Source organism: Candidatus Obscuribacterales bacterium (assembly GCA_019744775.1).
Classification (GTDB): Bacteria; Cyanobacteriota; Vampirovibrionia; order Obscuribacterales; family Obscuribacteraceae; genus SBAT01.
Window position 1 is genome coordinate 592,504 of record JAIETZ010000003.1, and the last position, 16,903, is coordinate 609,406.

Genomic DNA, 16,903 nt, shown 5'->3' on the forward strand with positions numbered 1-16,903 from the left:
CTGAGCGTGTTTTCTACAAGAAATTTCATGTTTCCAACAATGGCTGGAATGCCCGACTGGCATAGAATTCTAGCTATGGAGCAAACAGTTACCTTTGTCAGGCTAGTAGTAAAAGGTCGCGTGCAGGGTGTTTTTTACCGGCAAACGACTAAGGAAAAGGCGCGCCAGTTGTCCCTTCGGGGCTGGGTGGCGAATGCTGACGATGGTAGCGTCGTCATCGAAGCTTCGGGTCCGGTAAAGTCATTGGAAGCGCTTATCAGCTGGTGTTGGCAAGGACCGCCTGCCGGCAAAGTTGAGTCGGTTGATGTTGATTGGCTCAGCGAAATTGCTGACAAGTCCTATTCATCGGGGTTTGAGGTTAGACCGGACATTGCGGGCCTTGGCTAAAACATCTGCGGCTAGTGGATTGTCGGGTTCAAAGGTCAGCACGAAACGCGCTATGCGTAAGGCTTCTATTGAATTGCCCGTTTTTAAATTGATGTCTGCCAGATTCAGTAGAGCGGCACTATTGCGGGGATCGCGTCGCAGTGCGCGATTCAGCAATTCTTTTGCCTCGGGCAATTTCCCTTCTTGAATAAGTAAGTACGCCAATCCGACTTTCGGTTCGACGAAATCAGGCTTCAAGAATAAGGCTTTGCGCCAGTTTTTCGCAGCAGAAGGAAAGTCGTTTAAGTGAAACTCCGTTGCAGCAAGACTTGCCCAGGCGAAGGTGAACATAGGATCAATTCGAAGTGCCTTCTCGTAGAAGTCTTTTGCTTCCGGATAGTTGCCTGCGTGATAGTAGTGGTTGCCGGAATTGTATAAGTAGTTGACTGTAGTCTTGCGTCCCATAACAAAGACAAGTCCTATTGCGATAACGCAGATGATAAGGATTCTTTGACGTCCTTTGGCAGCGTAAGCGCGTTTGAGATCTTTGTTGGTTTCACTGAATACAAATGCATTGAGTGTATCTGGTTTTGTATTGGCGATTTGCCTGCAAATAAGTTCGACCAATTCTTTGAACTTGGGTTGCGTATAAAAGAAGGACGGCAGGTCATAGCTGGCTAACTTGTTTTTGCGTCTTTCAAATACCGTTAGGCGCAGCACGTTTGGCTTGAGCCGGCAGACTTTGGAGAAAAGCGGCTGTGGCTCAATAGCGATTGCCGCAATTTTGTCCCAGCTGATCAAATGTCCAAAATGACCCAACTTGAGACCTGAGTCACTTACTTTGATTGAGCCCAAAACCAAGCCGAGGGTGTGGATGATGATTTGGAAACTGACATACCAAAGGATAAGAGCTGAAATCCAGAGCCCGACAAAGTCTATAAGTAAGGAAGTAAGGTCAGTGGCTGATGGAATCAGGGCGATCGTGTCCAGAAACGCAAGCAGGGTGGCAACTATAGCCGCTGTCCCTTGCGCCAAACGGGCGGTTGCCTTGAAGTCAAAGCCAAGGTCTTTCCATCTGATTTCTTTGCTCGGAGGCAATTTGGTTGTATCCAAGTGGCAGTTTTTCTCTATTTTTCTTTATTGACAAGCTGGGTAGATAGTAGCCAGGCAACAATTTCGCAGTAATTGATAACCTCCCCCTTTTCACTAGATTAAACACCTGGTAGATTAGTGGGACATTAACCCAATTATGAAATGGTAAGGTCTTAACAACGTAAGTCGTTCGGATATGCGATATATGGGCTTTTCGCAGTTTGTTGTGTATTAGCTTGTAACAATTTCGACATGCTCGACGATAAAGATTAAACCGGTTCAAATTGATTGGGGTTTAATATTAAATGCTGGCGTTTAATGATGAGGTGCCTCCTTGAAGATTTTGATTATTGAAGACGATGTCAATATTGCGCGTCTAATTGAGCTGGAGCTTGGTTACGAGGGATACCAGGTCAATGTTGCGCATGAAGGCAATCAGGGCATCGAGCTGTTCAAGAAAGAGCAGCCGGATTTGGTTCTTTTGGACATCATGCTTCCTGGATTGGATGGCGTCGAAGTTTGTAAGAAGCTCCGCGCTATCTCCAAAGTGCCTGTCATCATGTTGACAGCCAAGGACGGCGTTCAAGACCGCGTAGTCGGTTTGGACAGCGGTGCTGACGATTACTTGACCAAGCCTTTTGCTACAGAAGAGCTTCTGGCAAGAATTAGAGCCGTTATGCGCCGTAAGCCACAAGAAGGCATCCTTACTTATGCCGACCTGTGGATGGACCAGTTGAACCGTGTTGTTAAGCGTGGCGAGCGTCAATTGGATCTCAGAGCCAAAGAATTCGATCTGTTGAGACTGTTCATGCAGTACCCAGAACAAGTTTTGTCCCGCGAATTCATTTTCGACAAAGTCTGGGGCTACGACTTCATTGGCGAATCAAACGTCATCGAAGTGTATATCCGTTACTTGCGCTCTAAGTTGGAAGATGCCAACTCCAAGCGCCTTATCCAGACGGTAAGAGGCGAAGGCTACGTCCTTCGTGAAGAAGAACCGTCGAGATAATCGAAGGAACTGACAGCTAAACAAAGAGACGGCATCCATTTAGGTGCCGTCTCATCTTATTGTAGGGGCGCATTGCATGCGCCCGAATTCTAGAAAGCAAATCCAGGCTGCATTACCATGTTGAGTCGTGACTGCACTTCCGGGCTGAGCATTCTTACAGTTTTCATTGCCCGGCATCTGACATAAGGATTGTCGTCCTGAGCCAAGAGCAAGAGAATTTGCTCGGGCATATGTGGGCTTTCAGCCACGCCATAACGAACATCCGAATCTTCATCCTCTGCAAGTCTCACCAGGATGTCTGTCGATGCGTTGGGGTTCTCCGCTACAGCCAGGCGGACATCTGAGTGAATGTCACCGGCCAGCTTTCTCAAAACTTCTATGGGGGTATTAGGATTTTCGGCTATGCGCTGCCGAATCATCGGGTTTGTATCTTCCGACAAGCGACTTAAGACGTGACCAGGAGTATTTGGATTTCCTGCAACTACTCGCCGAATATGCAGCATGTCGTTGCTATCAGCGTCCGTTTTTGAGTATAGGTCCGAATCTTCCGAATCGAGGCTCAGCCCGCCACCAAACCTTTCTTTATCGGTCATGTACTACTCCTTGCGAAGGGGTTAGGACTAGGAGCTAGTCCGTATCTGTCTTTTACCCCCTGACAATGCCTTCAAAACGCCACAGGACACTAAATGAGCAAAAATTCAACCGGTTGCGGAAATCACCAATTAGTACGAGAAATCACCCACTTCACCCCTTGGCCATTATGCTCTGTAAAGTTATGATAAATCTAAGGTTGTCTCGGGCGCGTGCAATGCGCCCCTACAGAAAAAAGACCGAAGGGACTTCTCAGTGACACCAGTTGTAGAACTAAACAAACAACCAGCGGATCTGGAAGGTCGTCTCTGGTTGGAAATTTTGGCCAACAATGGCAATGACACCAAGTATCAACTGCCGGCGCAGTTGCGCATGCATGAAGCTGAGCTCGAAGTTTTAATGGGCAAAGTCTTTCGCGGCAGATCGCGTGGACCGGAAAACATCGACTTAGCTCGACAGATGTATCTAAACTGGTGCCTTTCGAAGAGTCGCCAGCTTGGTATTACATTCGACGCGCAATAAGCCGCGGCGCATTTTATGCGCCCGATCCTTAGCCTTCGGTGGCTTCAACATCCGTTGCATCTTCTTCAACAAGCGGTGTGACGGAGATGACTGAATCGTCTTCGCCCAATTGTTGGATGCGTACGCCTGTGGCCATGCGGCTTTGCGAGCTTATCTCTTTGCACTTCTGTCTGACGACTACACCGTTGGCGGTGGCGATAATCACTTCGTCATCCATGTTGATGATGCGCAAGCTTGCCAGTCTGGACTGTGCGTTCTTGAACTTGATACCGATTAGACCGATGCCACCACGGTTTTGACGTCTGAAGTTGTCGTCAGTCAATGGCACGCGCTTGCCGAAACCATCGTTGGTTACAACAAGTACAAATACATCATCTTTCGGCTCAAATACATCGAAGCCGACAATCTTGTCGCCTTCACGCAAGGTGATCGCTTTGACACCGCGAGCTGTACGTCCCAGTTCGGATACGCCTAATTCGTCGTAGCGAATACACATACCTTCGGAAGTACCGATCATGATGTCGCACTTGCCTGTGGATGGACGTACCCAACCGAGTTCATCACCGGCGCTCAATGTTATGGCTATGATGCCTGAGCGACGTACGTTGGCAAATTCGGTGAGCGGAATACGCTTGATGTATGCCTGACGTGTGAGCATGGTCAAGTATTGATCTTGGCGATACTCAGATACAGGAATAACAGCCGTAACAGTGTCGTTTTGTCCAATCGACAACAGATTGACGATTGCCAGACCGCGAGCGGTTCTGCCGCCTTCCGGAATGTCCATTACTTCAAGCGCAAATACTTGACCGCGGTTGGTGAAGACCAACAATCGGTCGTGCATGTTGGCACTGAAGAAATGTTCGAGATCGTCTTCTTCGCGAGTCTTCACACCGGATACGCCACGTGTATTTCGACGTTGACGGCGGAAAGTATCAAGCGGTAAGCGCTTGATGTAGCCTTGCTTGGTGATGAAAATGACCATCGGCTCGTTAGGAGTTAAATCCTTAGCGGATATATCCATATCAGCCGAGCGTTCAATCTTGGTGCGACGCTCATCGCCGTACTTGTCGCGAATCTCAGTCAATTCTTTTTTGATGAGATCAAGAACAAGATTGCGATCTTTGAGGATAGCTTTGTATTGCTTGATCTTGGCGGTAAGTTCTTTGTATTCCTTCTCGATCTTGCCGCGTTCCAATCCTGTCAATCTGCGCAGTTGCATTTCCAGGATGGCGTTTGCTTGAGGTTCGCTTAATTCGAACTTCTTCATCAAGCCAGTGCGCGCTTCTTCAGTTGTCTGAGCTGCACGGATGAGCTTAATTACTGCATCGAGATTTTCTAGTGCCTTGAGATAGCCTTCTAAGATGTGAGCGCGCTCTTCGGCTTTCTTCAATAGGTATCGCGTACGTCTGGTTACGACTTCGATTCTGTGGTCGATGAACTCTTGAATCATGTCAGCCAGCTTCAATGTAGCTGGGCGATTGCGTACCAGAGCCAGTGTGTTAACTGGGAAGGACTGTTGCAATTGTGTTTGCTTGTACAAGTTGTTCAATACGACTTGTGGATTAGCATCACGTCTCAATTCAATTACGACGCGCAATCCTGTGCGATCTGTTTCGTCGTTGACGTCGCTTATACCTGTGAGTTTTTCGTCTTTGACCAGATCGGCAACTTTCTTAGCGAATGCTTCCGGTCCGACAAGATACGGCAACGAGGTGATGACGATAGCCTGACGTGTCTGTCTTCCGCCGCCACCGGGAATTGTCTCGATGGTTGCGTCACCGCGCATCGGTATTGAACCTTTGCCGGTTTCGTAGGCTTCGGTAATACCTTCGGAGCCCATGATGGAACCGCCCGATGGGAAGTCCGGTCCCTTGATGTATTGCATCAAGCCTTTGGAATCCAATTCCGGATTATCAATTTTTGCAATTGTTCCGTCGATAACTTCTTTCAAGTTATGCGGTGGGATATTGGTCGCCATACCGACTGCAATACCGGCTGAACCATTTAAGAGCAAGACTGGAACTTTAGATGGCAGTACGACAGGCTCACGGCGGCTGTCATCGAAGTTAGGACGTGTATCAATTGTTTCTGCTTCGATATCGGCCAAAATTTCCATAGCTAACGGAGCAAGTCTGGCTTCCGTATAGCGCATAGCAGCTGGTGGGTTGTCTAAGTCACCGAAGTTGCCGTGACCGTCAACCAATACATAGCGTGATGCTGATGGTTGAGCCAAGCGGACCAAAGATTCATAGATTGCTGAGTCGCCGTGTGGGTGGTAGTTACCCATAACGTCACCGACGGTCTTTGCTGACTTACGGTAGCGCTCGTTAGGAGCCAAGCCCAATTCGTACATGCCGTAAATAATTCGGCGGTGTACTGGCTTCAATCCGTCCCTGACATCCGGAATGGCGCGGCTTACGATGACCGACATTGCATAGTCAATGAATGACTTGCGCATCTCATCGCGAAGTTCAACTGTTACGATTCTCTCGCCACCAGCTTGCTGACTCACGTGTGTATCTCCTACGAATATCCGATCGACAAAAACAGCCCAACGGCTTGCTTAAATTACCCTAAGACTTGCGGGCAATCCAGCTTTTGCTAGGTCATAGATTGTATCACGCTTATAATAAGAACTTCCGCTGAAACGATGTTCAGAAGCGGAAAAGCCAAGCATTAGCTTTTGAGTTGGTAAGGAATAAATCAAATGACGGTATTAGATATCGAAGAAACACGGCTGAGAGCCGAGCGCCTGCGAAAACTGCAGGAACTCAAAGAGCAAGGTATTAATCCTTACCCATATAAATTTGAGCGCACTCATACAGCTGAGCAACTGAAAAACCTTTACAAGGACTTGCCAGCAGGTGAAGAAACCAAGGACGAGGTCAAGGTTGTCGGGCGGGTTTTGAACGAACGCAACACCTGGATGTTTGCCGATATATATGACGAGACAGGCAAGATGCAAATTTTCTGCCACAAAGAAAGCCTGCCGGAAGCCGATTTGAAGCGATTGCGCTTGATGGACAAAGGGGATTTCATTGGTGCAATAGGAACAATTCGCCGGACAAAGCAAGGCGAATTATCCGTTCGCGTCACCAGCTACGAAGTGCTGTGTAAGTCGTTGCAGCCGTTGCCTGATAGTTGGGAAGGCTTCAAGGATGTGGAAGCACGCTATCGTCACCGTTATGTAGATATGATCATGAACCCGAGTGTGCGCGACACTATCCGCAAGCGCAGCGTTGCTGTACGTACAATTCGTGAGTTTCTTGATTCGCGTGGGTTTTTGGAAATTGAAACACCATGCTTGCAAGTTGAAGCAGGCGGAGCTGATGCACGTCCCTTTATCACTCATCACAATGCGCTTGATCTGGAATTGTTCTTGCGCATTGCCACAGAATTGCACTTGAAGCGTTTGATTATCGGTGGCTTTGAGCGCGTCTACGAAATTGGCCGTATCTTCCGCAATGAAGGAATAAGCACAAAGCACAATCCTGAATTCACCATGCTTGAGCTTTACCAAGCATATGGTGACTATCATCAATTGATGGACTTCACGGAAGAAATGCTCGTGAATGTTGCTGAAAAAGTCACCGGCTCGGGCAAGCTTACCTATCAAGGAAGCGAAATTGACTTCAAATGTCCGTTTATCCGCCTGAGCATGCGTGATGCCATCCTCAAGGAGACAGGCGTTGATGTGGACACAATCTCTGATTTTGCTGCGGCAAAAGAAGTAGCCAAAAAGCTTGCCGTAGAAACCAAAGATTTGGATTCTCGCGGAGCTGTTATCAACGCAATCTTTGAAGAAAAGGTTGAACACACTTTGATGCAGCCGACATTCATCATGGATTATCCGGTGGAGATTTCACCGTTAACCAAGATGCACCGTGAAAAACCAGGGGTGGTTGAGCGTTTTGAGTTGTTTGTATTTGGTCGCGAGTTAGGCAACGGCTACAGTGAGCTTACCGATCCGCAAGATCAAAGAGCGCGTCTAGAAGACCAGGCACGCAAGAAGGCTGCCGGGAATGAAGAAGCTCAGCCACTTGATCTCGACTTCATATTAGCTATGGAATATGGCATGCCGCCAACAATGGGTGTTGGTATCGGAATTGACAGGCTTGTTATGTATTTGACCGATTCAGCTTCGATTCGTGACGTAATTGCTTTCCCAACCATGAAACCACTACCAAGAGACAACTAATGAATTTACTTCGCTGTTACCTGAGAAAGAAACAGGTAATTATTCCAACTATTGCCAAAGCTGATGCAGGCTTCTATTTAGATGCCGAGCCGGTACATGTGTTTGATCTTTCCGATGCTTCCGGAATTAAGAAGGAACTTGTGAAGCAACAAAAAGAACAAGAACACGAAATTCCAACACCGGCTTCCGGCAAAGCTCCCGGCTCGGTCATTTTGGAAAAGCTACATCTTACTAATTGGCAAAATTTCGAGAAAGAGACAGTGATGTATACATTGCACAGAGGCAATGAAGGTGCTGCCTTGTATGTGACAGGACGCGCTGCCAACGGTCTCTGGTCGCACAACAAAGATTTCGAGCATAAGTTTCCTGAATCGGCTTCGGCAGAAGAAATTGCCGATTCAATTATGGAAAGGATGGTCTGGCAAGCTCAAATCGAGTGGCCGGACAAGCCTGCCGCAATGTTGGCGCCACCTTCAAATAATTGAAACCTGCAGGGCGTTGGGCAACAAATAAAAATTAGAGTAACACTGGTTCATTAAACAGATAATTTGATCTTCCAACCGGGTAAATCTTGCTAGTGGCGTGGAGGAATACCCCATGGGTCGCGAACTTGATGATGAGAGAATTTTGGTTGCCCAGGCTTTTGATTCGCAGAGCACCGGCTATCAGGCAGAGCAGTTAAACAAGGCAGGATTCCCGATTCAAGGCACAGGCATGTACCAACTTGGTACGGACCTGGAAGGCAACGGACGCATTACGCAAATCGACAGGGAAGACGCAAGTAACTGTACAGTCACTCTAGACAACAAGGCTAAGCTGAATTTTTGCAGCGATCATATTGTCAAAATCGAATGTCCTAATGGATCCGCATATGAACTGAAGCACGATGACGACGGTGGACTCTCTGAAATTAAGATGCTCAACGGTGAAATACTCAAGCATAAGGATGGTCACTGGTACACAGAAACAGGTGAAAAGACCGATAGACAGTTTGATATGAAAAGGGTCGGTACACTGCTTGAATGGAGCAGCAAAGACGAGAATATTGGGACGTATCATTATCCCAACGGCATCTCTATCTCAGGAAGAATTTTCCATCTGAAAGACCGGACAAATACGGCAATCACAAAAGTTGAACGATTTGGACATATGCTGGCGGAGTGTGGACATGACGATGAAGGCTACTACAACCACATAAAGCTTCAATCCGGCGAAGAATGGAAGAAGCAAGGACCGATGCTTTGGAAATCAAACAGCGGTGATGTCTATGAAGGTACTTTCTATTTTGAAGATGGGCGTCATCTGCGCCGCAGAGACATACACGGCAACAGAGACTCGTTTTACAAGCCGTTTTAGTTGCGCGTTTTAAATCGCTCAGGCAAATTCAGATTACCGCCACTGTAATAGTCGGTAAGCACGCCGTACTTTTTGTTATCCATGTTTATCATGTCCATCATGGATAGACGTTTGAACGTGTCTTCCAATGGAGCGTTTTTAGCTAGAGTACCGCCCTGCACATAGTAGAGTCCCCACTTTGGGGTCCGGCACATTGGATGCATGATGATTTTGGGATTAATGGATAACGCCGCAGCTTCGTTTGTGCGAGCGATAATATAAAGCTTTTGCGAGTCGGGCTTACTTGGCACAATTTGCGCTGCGTTGAAGAAGCAATCTACAGGACCTTGCGTGTAATACATGGTGGCAGGTAGGTAGTGCATAAAGAGTCCCACTTGAGCGGGAGTCTTTTTGATGTTGCTCACCAGTTGATGTATTTCTTTTTGTGTGTTGTTGTAAAACTGTTCAATGCACATTGGTACTGAAAGAGTTGAGAACAGGCACATGGTGGTTGTCATAACGACCAAGCTTTTTTCGATGCGTTCTGACCTTAATAGCTTGTATTGCCAGTTGAAACCTAAAGCGAGGATGAGTCCTGCAGCAGGCATTCCAAAAGCTAGCCAGGGTACTAGATCCTTGAAGTACCAAGGTGCCACAAGTCCTGCGATAAAGCCAATCCAGCCCATGAATCTGAGTACTGTGCTAATACCTCTCAGCCATTTCACGCCAAAGAGATTGAAGCCCTTGCACCAATCCACAACTGTCAGTCCGACGGCTAGAGCTAAAGGTGGGCAAGCAGGTAGCACATATGTCTCTAATTGGGTCGATGAAAACGAGAAGAAAGCAATTACAACAGCAGCGAAGCTAAGGCAAACAACACGCGGGTCTAGCAGCGAACTTGTTGGTTTTCTGTTTTTGAATGTATCGAAGAATACAGCCGGTAAATAAAGTGACCATGGAAGAAGCCCCACGGCGATGACGACGAGATAGCGCCACCAGAATGTCCTGCGTAAAACAACGTGTCCCAAGTATCTGTTGATGTTTTCGTAGCAAACGAATACTTCCGGGAATAGTCCCTTGGTGGCAATGCCTACCGCAATCCACCAGGGTAAAACAACTGCGAGAAATAACAGAGAACCGGCAATCGGATGCAATCTGTCTGACAATAATTTGGTGTCTGCTAAGCTCGGGCGAAGAACAAGCAAAGCTAGTGCGATGCCGCCGCCAAACAAGACTAACGCCGCTGGACCTTTTGTTAGAACAGCTAGTCCCAGACAGATGTAAACGAGGGGCCATGCTTTCTTTGAGCCGTTGCTAACAACGTGCAGAAAGGCGCACAGCGTCAATCCAAGAAACACCGTAAAGAAGGAATCAATTGATGACGCACGCGTAAAAATAAGTAGAAATGGAGAGCTTATTAAAAAGGCTCCCGTCAAATACCCGGCGAGATTGCCTTTCATCTTGCGAGCAACATAGAAACAAGCCATGACTAAAACTACAGTCAACGCTGCTTGAGCAAATCGCCCACCGAAATCATTGAGACCAAAAACGTTGTAAGAGGCTGCCATCAACCAAAAAGTCATGATGGGCTTTGAAAAATAAATCTGATAATTGAGTTGCGGGATGACGTAACTATTGGCTTCGATCATCTCTCTGACCGATGCTGGATAAAAGGATTCACATATATTGATAAGTCCGGCATCGCCCAGACGGAAGAAAAGCAAGCCTATGGCTAAGACAAAAAGAGCCAGGGGAGCTAGCCAGTTTTTAGCTGAGTTTATGCCTGCCGCGGCTTTAGCGGCTGGTCTCCTAAGCGTTAACAACTTGAGCCTCTCTGTGCAGCTCTCTGCAACCCAGGTAAGGTCACTAGGGTAGCAAATACTTCCGCATTGGTATACGTTTTGATTACATGCAGCTTAATTAGACTGCGTCAATTGTGAGCGAAATCTGACCATTGGAACTTGGGTTAACCTGAACCATTTCCAGTGAATCAACTACGTGCGTAGCTCCTTCAAGCTCGTGTTTTTTATGCGTGGTCAAAACAGCCAAGCATCTCATGCCTGCCGTTAGTGCCGCCTTCAGTCCATTAGGCGAATCTTCCACAACAAGACAATCAGCTGGTGCAACACCAAGAATCTTTGCCGCTGCTAAATAGCCTTCCGGATCAGGCTTGCCTTTTTTGACGTGATCAGCAGAAATCAGTATTTTGGGTGCGTTAAGTTCGACATGTGCTAATCGAGCAAGCGCAAGCTTATGTCCGCACGATGTAACTATCGCCCACTTCTCCGCAGGCAAATTACTAGTGAATACTGCCGCTCCGCCAATAGGAAACACGCCGACTAAATCTTCGCACTCATATCGCTCATATTCAGCAGCTTCTTTGTCGTGATCCAAGTGGGGCACCATGCGTTGCATTGTCTCTTTTGATGGTGTGCCATGAGCGACTGCAATCACGTCCTCATATTTAAGTCCATGTTTTTCCGCCCACTCTCTCCAATGCCGTTCTACAGCCGGTGTTGAATCGAGCAAGACTCCGTCCATGTCAAACAGGATTGCCGAACAAGTCACTATGGTGGCATTCTTCATGGGTTTGAAATTCTCCGGGTTAAGCTTTGCCGCTTTGTTGATTCTGTCTATAGCGTCGCTGTTTGTCAGCCAGGTAATCTGGGTCCGTTAGTTGTTTGTTTAATTGGAATGTGCGGAAGCGGCAGGCTTCGGAGCAGAAGCGGGCTTTGGCTTTGCCGATGAAGAAGTCGCCGCAACGGTGGATGTCTGTTGAGGATAAGAGTTTGCATTCGATGAGGATGGGGATTTCTTTGCGCCAGCGTTTTTCTGTTTCCATTGGTGGCGCTAGGCTTTCGCTGTCGAATGATCTTTGCTCTTTGAAGAGTCCTTCGCAGCGGTTGAGGGATGATTCATTGTCGTCTGCCAGAAAGTCGCTTAGAAAAGAAGCGAATTGGACAAGAATGGTTTCTTCCATTGCTTTCAGTAAGTCTGCGTCTGAGGTGCCGTTAGCTTTGGCGTGTAGGGTTGGAAGTGCAGTTGCTTTTGCCATGCTTAGTTCTATGCCGGACAATTTCTTGTCGAGCGTTTTTAAATCCACTGGCTCGTCGAAGTGCAATGCAGACACTTGATCGCGGATGAAGTTCAAACACTTCTGGAATTCATTTATAGATGCTTTGGAAAAGTCCGTCTGTTTGCCGGTAAGTTTGGTAAACCAGCTCTTTAAGTCATCGGTGGTGTTCCATTCGAATTGTTCGTTTAGAACGTCCATCCAGTCTAGTTTTGGGGGCGCTGCTGCCGGCATTGCTAAGGTTCCTAAGAGGCTGGCTTGACTACAACGATTGTGCGTGGTAACGTGTTACAACGCCTGGGCGTGATATACGCAATATAGTGCATAAGTTCCCTTTCTGCAAGGGTTGGAAAATCATATGAATAATGAAGTAAGTGCGGCTTTTGAGCCGTGCCAGACTGAGCCGTCCGAAAATGTTTTTACCGAAGGTTCGATTGGACGTGCCGTGTGGCAAATGGCTTGGCCATTATTGCTGACGTCCACGTTAAGTTCGTGTGTTGGATTAGTTGATATGTACATAGCAGGCTTCATGGGTGATGCTGCACAAGCTGCTATCGGTATCGGCGAGCAATTTATTTTCCTTGCTGTGACAATCGGCACAGGATTGTGCATCGGTTGCCAGGCTTTAATTTCGCGATGTGTTGGCGCTCGACAATTGCAGCTTGCTTGGTTGTACATAAAGGACAGTCTCTATGCTACGACGTTAATCGGATTGTTAGCTACGGTGATTGGCATAGTTTTTGCGAAGCAAATATTTTCGTGCTTCGCTGCCGAGCCTGCAGTCACTGAACTTGGTGTTCGCTATCTGCAGCTAACGTCGCTAGGTAATTTGCCGTTTGTGTTGGCAATGACATTGACGGCGATATTCCGCGCTTATGGCGTACCTCATTATGCGTTGTATGTTTGGACAATCATTACGGTAGTAAGTATCGGCTCGGCATTTGCATTTGTATTTAGTGACATGCCGTGGGGTGCGATGTCTGTAGATTCGCTTGCCTGGTCGTGGAATCTAGGTGCCACGCTTGGGGTTATTTGTGGTTTTGTATTGTTGGTGAGAGAAGCGGGCGCATGCAATGCGCCCCTACAGGACAAATTTCGCACAATGCTACCGTCAGTTACGCGCATGCGTGAGATTCTTGCTCTCGGGTTGCCGGCAACGATAGCCGAGCTGTCTTGGGTTATTTCGAATTTTCTGATGTTTGTGCTGTTTGCTAATTTCCCGCATGCAACAGAGGCGCAAGCTGCTTGGTCGGTGGCGCATAAGCTCGAAGAGACAGTAGCTTCGTATCCGCTATTGGCTCTGAGTCTGGCCGCAGCAGCAGTCGTGGGACAAAATCTTGGTGCGGGTAAAACATCGCGTGCATTCAAAGCCGCTTTGGTAATGGCTATCTACGCGGGCGTTGCTATGTTTGCTGTAGGCTGTATTTTGACTTTGGCATCTGCTCCGCTTGTTTCACTTTTCTCGCAAGATCAATTGGTAGTTCATTACGGGCAATTATTGCTTTCTGCTTCGCCGATTGTTTTGCCGTTGCTAGCAATATGGCTTGTCTTCTTCGGCGCAGTCGAAGGCGCTGGAGTGACAACTGTACCGATGATTTTCAATGCTGCTGGTTATCTGCTTGTGCGCTTACCGTTGGCGTGGGCATTGGCAATGCCGGCAGGGCTTGGAATGAACGGCGTGTTCATTGCGCTCTTTGTATCAAGATTCTTACTGAGCCTGATAGCCGGAATGGTGTTTTTGCGGCGCAGGTGGCTTAAGGTCGGCTTGTTACAGGCTGCTTAGAGTTTGCCGTCTAGAGTGTATGGAAATTCGAAAATTGCATTACCGACTGTGACTTGCAGATAGGCTTCATCAAAGGGCTTGTGTTCAAAGTAGACAATACCTGTTTTTGATTGACCAGGATTAAGCACTTGTGGCTTGAGTGCAGTGCCGCGCATGGTGTTGGCTGTGGCAATGCCTGTTGCTTCAATGGCGTTAGCTTTGGCGTAATAAGCTTCGCGGGCGGCATAATCAGGAACATCGTAAACACTTGTCCACTGCTGATATGGAATTCCCCACGCGCCCCAATAGGGTCCTGGAGTGTAACCAGAGTAGTTGGTGATGATGCGTTGGCGTTGCATGTTGCCGAGAAGGCGATTCCAGGCTGCTTTGGATTCGGCTTTGTCTTGAATCACATCAGCTATGACATTAGGGTCAAGCCTGAATAATTCCTCTTGCTTCGGTTTGCGATTGAAAAGTTTTACCGGGCCGACTCCGACAGCAATTGGTTTGTCGCTGTTGTTGGACATGGACACCATTACGTTTAGCCTTATGCCGTCATCATATATTGCTGTAGCTACGCGCAAGCCGTTAGCGCTCATGTATTTGACGGTGCGATCTGGTTCGTTTAGTTGCCGGCAGCGCGGTGAGCCTTCTGACCAGTTTAAGGTGACTCCGCCTTTTGCGTAGATTGATTGATCTAGCGCGACAAATTCTTCTTTGGCGGCAAAAGACTTAGCGAAAAGATCGGCTGCTTCGTCTCTGTTGCCTTGACGTTGATAAAGCGTGGCACAGTCTTGCATGACGTCGGCAAGAAGTAGTCCCTGATAATCAGGATTGTTTTGCAGAATAGTAATTGCTCTTCTGTAGAGTGGTTCGGCTTGATCAGAAAAGCCTTGCTTGTCCAAGCACTTACCCAGAGTGTAGATGCTTCTGGCTAATTGCGGACTATTGTCTGCGAGTTTTTGTCTAATAGCTATCGACTGCTTGGCTAAAGTTTCCGCTTTGGCAAACTTGCGTTGCCCCGTGTAAATCCAGGCAAGACCATTTAAGCATTGAGCGGCTTCTTCGCTTTCCGCACCTTTGAATTTCTTTGCTAATTCCAAGGATTTGTCAAAGAGCCATTCAGCATCGGTGTATTGCCAGGTGCCGAGATAGACTTCTCCCAGAGCAAGGCGTGCCAACATCAGTTGCTCATTTTGTGTGCCGCGCTTTTTTGATTCTCTTATGGCGCGCATCAATTTTTCATCGGCTTCGCCGTAGTTGCGCTTAGCCAGAGCGGACATGCCGGCTTTGTAGTAACGACCCCAAGGAGTTGTTTCAAATACGGCACTGCCTTTGAGCACGTCATCAGTAGATGGAGTTTGCGCAAAAGCAGATTGCTGAAGCACTAGAAGCAGGCTCAGCGATAAAAGTATTTTGTTCACAGAGATCTCTTTTGTAGGGGCGCATTGCATGCGCCTAAATCCTAATGGTCTGAGCAGCCTTCGCCACAACCATGTTCGTCGCCGCCTTCGATGGTTTTCGCCATTGATTCAACGTGGGCAACTACCTTTTGAAATTCTTCTTCTGTTTCAATTGTCTGGAAGATCGCTTGATCGCCCTTCTGTATCAGGCGCATGATGACGAGCGAACCTTTTTCGTCGGCGCCTTCCCCTTCTTCTTCGCCGTCTTCACCGCCAAGGTTCAAGAGCAACGCATATTCTTTCTCATCGAAATCGAATATATCAATAATTTGGCAGGAATATGAATGTCCGTCCTCACCTTCGAGCGTGACTATTGTGTCTTCCGATTGAAGTTGTTCTTCGTTCATTTCATTTCCTCAAGAATGAGAGCTCCTGCCAGTTCAGAAAGCTTTTTCAGTTGTTCTTCCGTGCCTAACGCAATTAGTTCGTCCGATTCGGCAAATGTATGGTCAGGTGCCGGGTTCGTAATGAGCTTACCATGTTTGCTAACCGCCAAAATCATGGCACCGGAAATCTGTTTTACGTTGGCATCTTTTAAGCTCATACCGACGAGTTTTGAGCCTTTTTTAAGGGAGACTTGTTCCATGCGCAGGTCATAGCCTGGTGTGTGCATGGCAACGTCAAGAAATTCCAGCACTAGCGGATGCGTTACGGCAGTTGCCATGCGTCTGCCGCAAATGACATACGGTGAGATAACCTTTTGGGCGCCAGCGCGAATCATTTTGGCTTCTGAGCCGGGATTGCCGGAGCGGGAAACGATGTGGATATCCTTATTTAGCTCGCTGGCGGCCAGGGCTATAAAAGTATTGGCTGTGTCGTCAGGCAGGGTGCAGACTATGCCGCTGGCAGCTTCAATTCTGGCATCTCTTAGGATCTCGTCGGCTGTGGCGTCACCTTGAATGATGAGCATGCCGTCTTGTTCGGCGCGCTTGGCGCGCAGTGGGTCTTGTTCAATGACCAAAAAAGGAACTTTGCTGTCCTTAAAGTGGTTGGCGACTTCTTGTCCGGTCCGACCATAGCCGCAAACTATTTTGTGTCCTGACAACCCGTTGATTTGTCTTTTCATATACCGACGTCCAAATATGGCTGTGGGGTTAGCCTCCAGCAAGAGTTGTACCATGTTGCCGACAATAGAAAGGAATACACCGACGCCGGCCAATATAAAGAAAATTGTGAAGATGCGTCCGGCATCGTCCAGCTTGAGCTCGCCGTAGCCGACAGTTGCCAGCATATTTACGGTCATCCACAAGGCGTCAAGAAACGTCCAGTGCTCGATAAGCATGTAGCCCATCGTGCCGAATGCTACGAGCAGAACTATTCTTATTGAATAGGAAACGATGCGTCCCTGTGTGGATGCGGGTTTCACTTGGTTACCTTTTTCTTACGCTCCGGCTCCAGCTAACGCTTCCGCCTTCGCTTGCCATCCGGCAATCCACGCTCCACTTCGCATCGCTCCTCGCGACGCTGCGTTCTCGCTGTGGCCTGTGAA

At 47.8% G+C, this 16,903-nt stretch carries 16 protein-coding genes; 7 read left to right on the forward strand and 9 right to left on the reverse strand.

The features are described from left to right. The first annotated feature begins 27 nt into the window (after positions 1 to 27). Entirely contained in the window at positions 28 to 387 is a 360-nt protein-coding gene (locus K2Y22_09395; protein MBX9878660.1) for an acylphosphatase, read from the forward strand. Here the strand turns inward: K2Y22_09395 and K2Y22_09400 are convergent. Continuing rightward, a complete protein-coding gene (locus K2Y22_09400; protein ID MBX9878661.1) occupies positions 343 to 1,479 on the reverse strand; it encodes a tetratricopeptide repeat protein in 1,137 nt (378 codons plus the stop codon). The two genes, K2Y22_09395 and K2Y22_09400, sit on opposite strands and share 45 nt — an antisense overlap. 313 nt (positions 1,480 to 1,792) lie before the next feature. On the opposite strand from K2Y22_09400, the gene K2Y22_09405 reads away from it, so the two are divergent. Beyond that, positions 1,793 to 2,467 carry a response regulator transcription factor gene (locus K2Y22_09405; GenBank protein ID MBX9878662.1) on the forward strand — a complete coding sequence of 225 codons (675 nt, stop codon included), beginning with the start codon at positions 1,793 to 1,795 and terminating at the stop codon, positions 2,465 to 2,467. A gap of 89 nt (positions 2,468 to 2,556) precedes the next feature. On the opposite strand, the gene K2Y22_09410 is transcribed toward K2Y22_09405, so the two are convergent. Next, complete coding sequence (locus K2Y22_09410; protein MBX9878663.1) at positions 2,557 to 3,060, reverse strand: HEAT repeat domain-containing protein; 504 nt, start codon at positions 3,058 to 3,060, stop codon at positions 2,557 to 2,559. A 253-nt stretch (positions 3,061 to 3,313) separates the two neighbouring features. Here K2Y22_09410 and K2Y22_09415 point away from each other — a divergent pair, with 253 nt between their 5' ends. Further along, positions 3,314 to 3,580, forward strand: a complete 267-nt coding sequence (locus K2Y22_09415; protein ID MBX9878664.1) for a hypothetical protein — start codon at positions 3,314 to 3,316, stop codon at positions 3,578 to 3,580. Between the two features lie 28 nt (positions 3,581 to 3,608). On the opposite strand, the gene gyrA is transcribed toward K2Y22_09415, so the two are convergent. Next, entirely contained in the window at positions 3,609 to 6,041 is a 2,433-nt protein-coding gene (gene gyrA / locus K2Y22_09420) for a DNA gyrase subunit A (GenBank protein ID MBX9878665.1), read from the reverse strand. A gap of 249 nt (positions 6,042 to 6,290) precedes the next feature. Between gyrA and lysS the strand changes: the two genes are divergently transcribed. From lysS to K2Y22_09435, 3 genes are all read left to right on the forward strand, one after another. After that, the gene (gene lysS / locus K2Y22_09425) at positions 6,291 to 7,781 is read left to right on the forward strand and encodes a lysine--tRNA ligase (protein ID MBX9878666.1); all 1,491 of its coding nucleotides are present in this window, start codon (positions 6,291 to 6,293) and stop codon (positions 7,779 to 7,781) included. Continuing rightward, positions 7,781 to 8,266 carry a hypothetical protein gene (locus K2Y22_09430; protein MBX9878667.1) on the forward strand — a complete coding sequence of 162 codons (486 nt, stop codon included), beginning with the start codon at positions 7,781 to 7,783 and terminating at the stop codon, positions 8,264 to 8,266. Before lysS ends, K2Y22_09430 begins: the two co-directional genes overlap by 1 nt. 112 nt (positions 8,267 to 8,378) lie before the next feature. Continuing rightward, complete coding sequence (locus tag K2Y22_09435; GenBank protein ID MBX9878668.1) at positions 8,379 to 9,137, forward strand: hypothetical protein; 759 nt, start codon at positions 8,379 to 8,381, stop codon at positions 9,135 to 9,137. Here K2Y22_09435 and K2Y22_09440 read toward each other — a convergent pair. The 3 genes from K2Y22_09440 to K2Y22_09450 form a co-directional block, all read right to left on the reverse strand. Further along, positions 9,134 to 10,939: a glycosyltransferase family 39 protein gene (locus K2Y22_09440; GenBank protein MBX9878669.1), complete on the reverse strand. Its 1,806-nt coding sequence runs from the start codon at positions 10,937 to 10,939 to the stop codon at positions 9,134 to 9,136. The two genes, K2Y22_09435 and K2Y22_09440, sit on opposite strands and share 4 nt — an antisense overlap. A 97-nt stretch (positions 10,940 to 11,036) precedes the next feature. After that, on the reverse strand, positions 11,037 to 11,702 hold the full coding sequence (locus K2Y22_09445) for an HAD-IA family hydrolase (protein ID MBX9878670.1): 666 nt from the start codon (positions 11,700 to 11,702) through the stop codon (positions 11,037 to 11,039). Positions 11,703 to 11,721: 19 nt separating this feature from the next. Further along, positions 11,722 to 12,423 carry a hypothetical protein gene (locus K2Y22_09450; GenBank protein ID MBX9878671.1) on the reverse strand — a complete coding sequence of 234 codons (702 nt, stop codon included), beginning with the start codon at positions 12,421 to 12,423 and terminating at the stop codon, positions 11,722 to 11,724. Between the two features lie 124 nt (positions 12,424 to 12,547). Between K2Y22_09450 and K2Y22_09455 the strand changes: the two genes are divergently transcribed. Beyond that, positions 12,548 to 13,972, forward strand: coding sequence for an MATE family efflux transporter (locus tag K2Y22_09455; GenBank protein MBX9878672.1), 1,425 nt, complete (start codon positions 12,548 to 12,550; stop codon positions 13,970 to 13,972). Here K2Y22_09455 and K2Y22_09460 read toward each other — a convergent pair. The 3 genes from K2Y22_09460 to K2Y22_09470 are packed head-to-tail and all read right to left on the reverse strand — an operon-like array spanning position 13,969 to position 16,780. Then, positions 13,969 to 15,375, reverse strand: a complete 1,407-nt coding sequence (locus K2Y22_09460) for a tetratricopeptide repeat protein (protein ID MBX9878673.1) — start codon at positions 15,373 to 15,375, stop codon at positions 13,969 to 13,971. The two genes, K2Y22_09455 and K2Y22_09460, sit on opposite strands and share 4 nt — an antisense overlap. A 41-nt stretch (positions 15,376 to 15,416) precedes the next feature. Continuing rightward, a complete protein-coding gene (locus K2Y22_09465) occupies positions 15,417 to 15,761 on the reverse strand; it encodes a DUF1292 domain-containing protein (GenBank protein MBX9878674.1) in 345 nt (114 codons plus the stop codon). Next, positions 15,758 to 16,780, reverse strand: coding sequence for an NAD-binding protein (locus tag K2Y22_09470; GenBank protein MBX9878675.1), 1,023 nt, complete (start codon positions 16,778 to 16,780; stop codon positions 15,758 to 15,760). Before K2Y22_09470 ends, K2Y22_09465 begins: the two co-directional genes overlap by 4 nt. Between the last annotated feature and the right edge of the window lie 123 nt (positions 16,781 to 16,903).

Bases quoted from the DNA above. Each gene is read 5' to 3' on its own strand.
- lysS (MBX9878666.1), top strand. From the start codon at position 6,291: ATGACGGTATTAGATATCGAAGAAACACGGCTGAGAGCCGAGCGCCTG.
- K2Y22_09445 (MBX9878670.1), bottom strand. From the start codon at position 11,702: ATGAAGAATGCCACCATAGTGACTTGTTCGGCAATCCTGTTTGACATG.
- K2Y22_09455 (MBX9878672.1), top strand. From the start codon at position 12,548: ATGAATAATGAAGTAAGTGCGGCTTTTGAGCCGTGCCAGACTGAGCCG.
- K2Y22_09465 (MBX9878674.1), bottom strand. From the start codon at position 15,761: ATGAACGAAGAACAACTTCAATCGGAAGACACAATAGTCACGCTCGAA.
- K2Y22_09435 (MBX9878668.1), top strand. From the start codon at position 8,379: ATGGGTCGCGAACTTGATGATGAGAGAATTTTGGTTGCCCAGGCTTTT.
- K2Y22_09430 (MBX9878667.1), top strand. From the start codon at position 7,781: ATGAATTTACTTCGCTGTTACCTGAGAAAGAAACAGGTAATTATTCCA.
- K2Y22_09410 (MBX9878663.1), bottom strand. From the start codon at position 3,060: ATGACCGATAAAGAAAGGTTTGGTGGCGGGCTGAGCCTCGATTCGGAA.
- K2Y22_09450 (MBX9878671.1), bottom strand. From the start codon at position 12,423: ATGCCGGCAGCAGCGCCCCCAAAACTAGACTGGATGGACGTTCTAAAC.
- K2Y22_09395 (MBX9878660.1), top strand. From the start codon at position 28: ATGTTTCCAACAATGGCTGGAATGCCCGACTGGCATAGAATTCTAGCT.
- gyrA (MBX9878665.1), bottom strand. From the start codon at position 6,041: ATGCGCAAGTCATTCATTGACTATGCAATGTCGGTCATCGTAAGCCGC.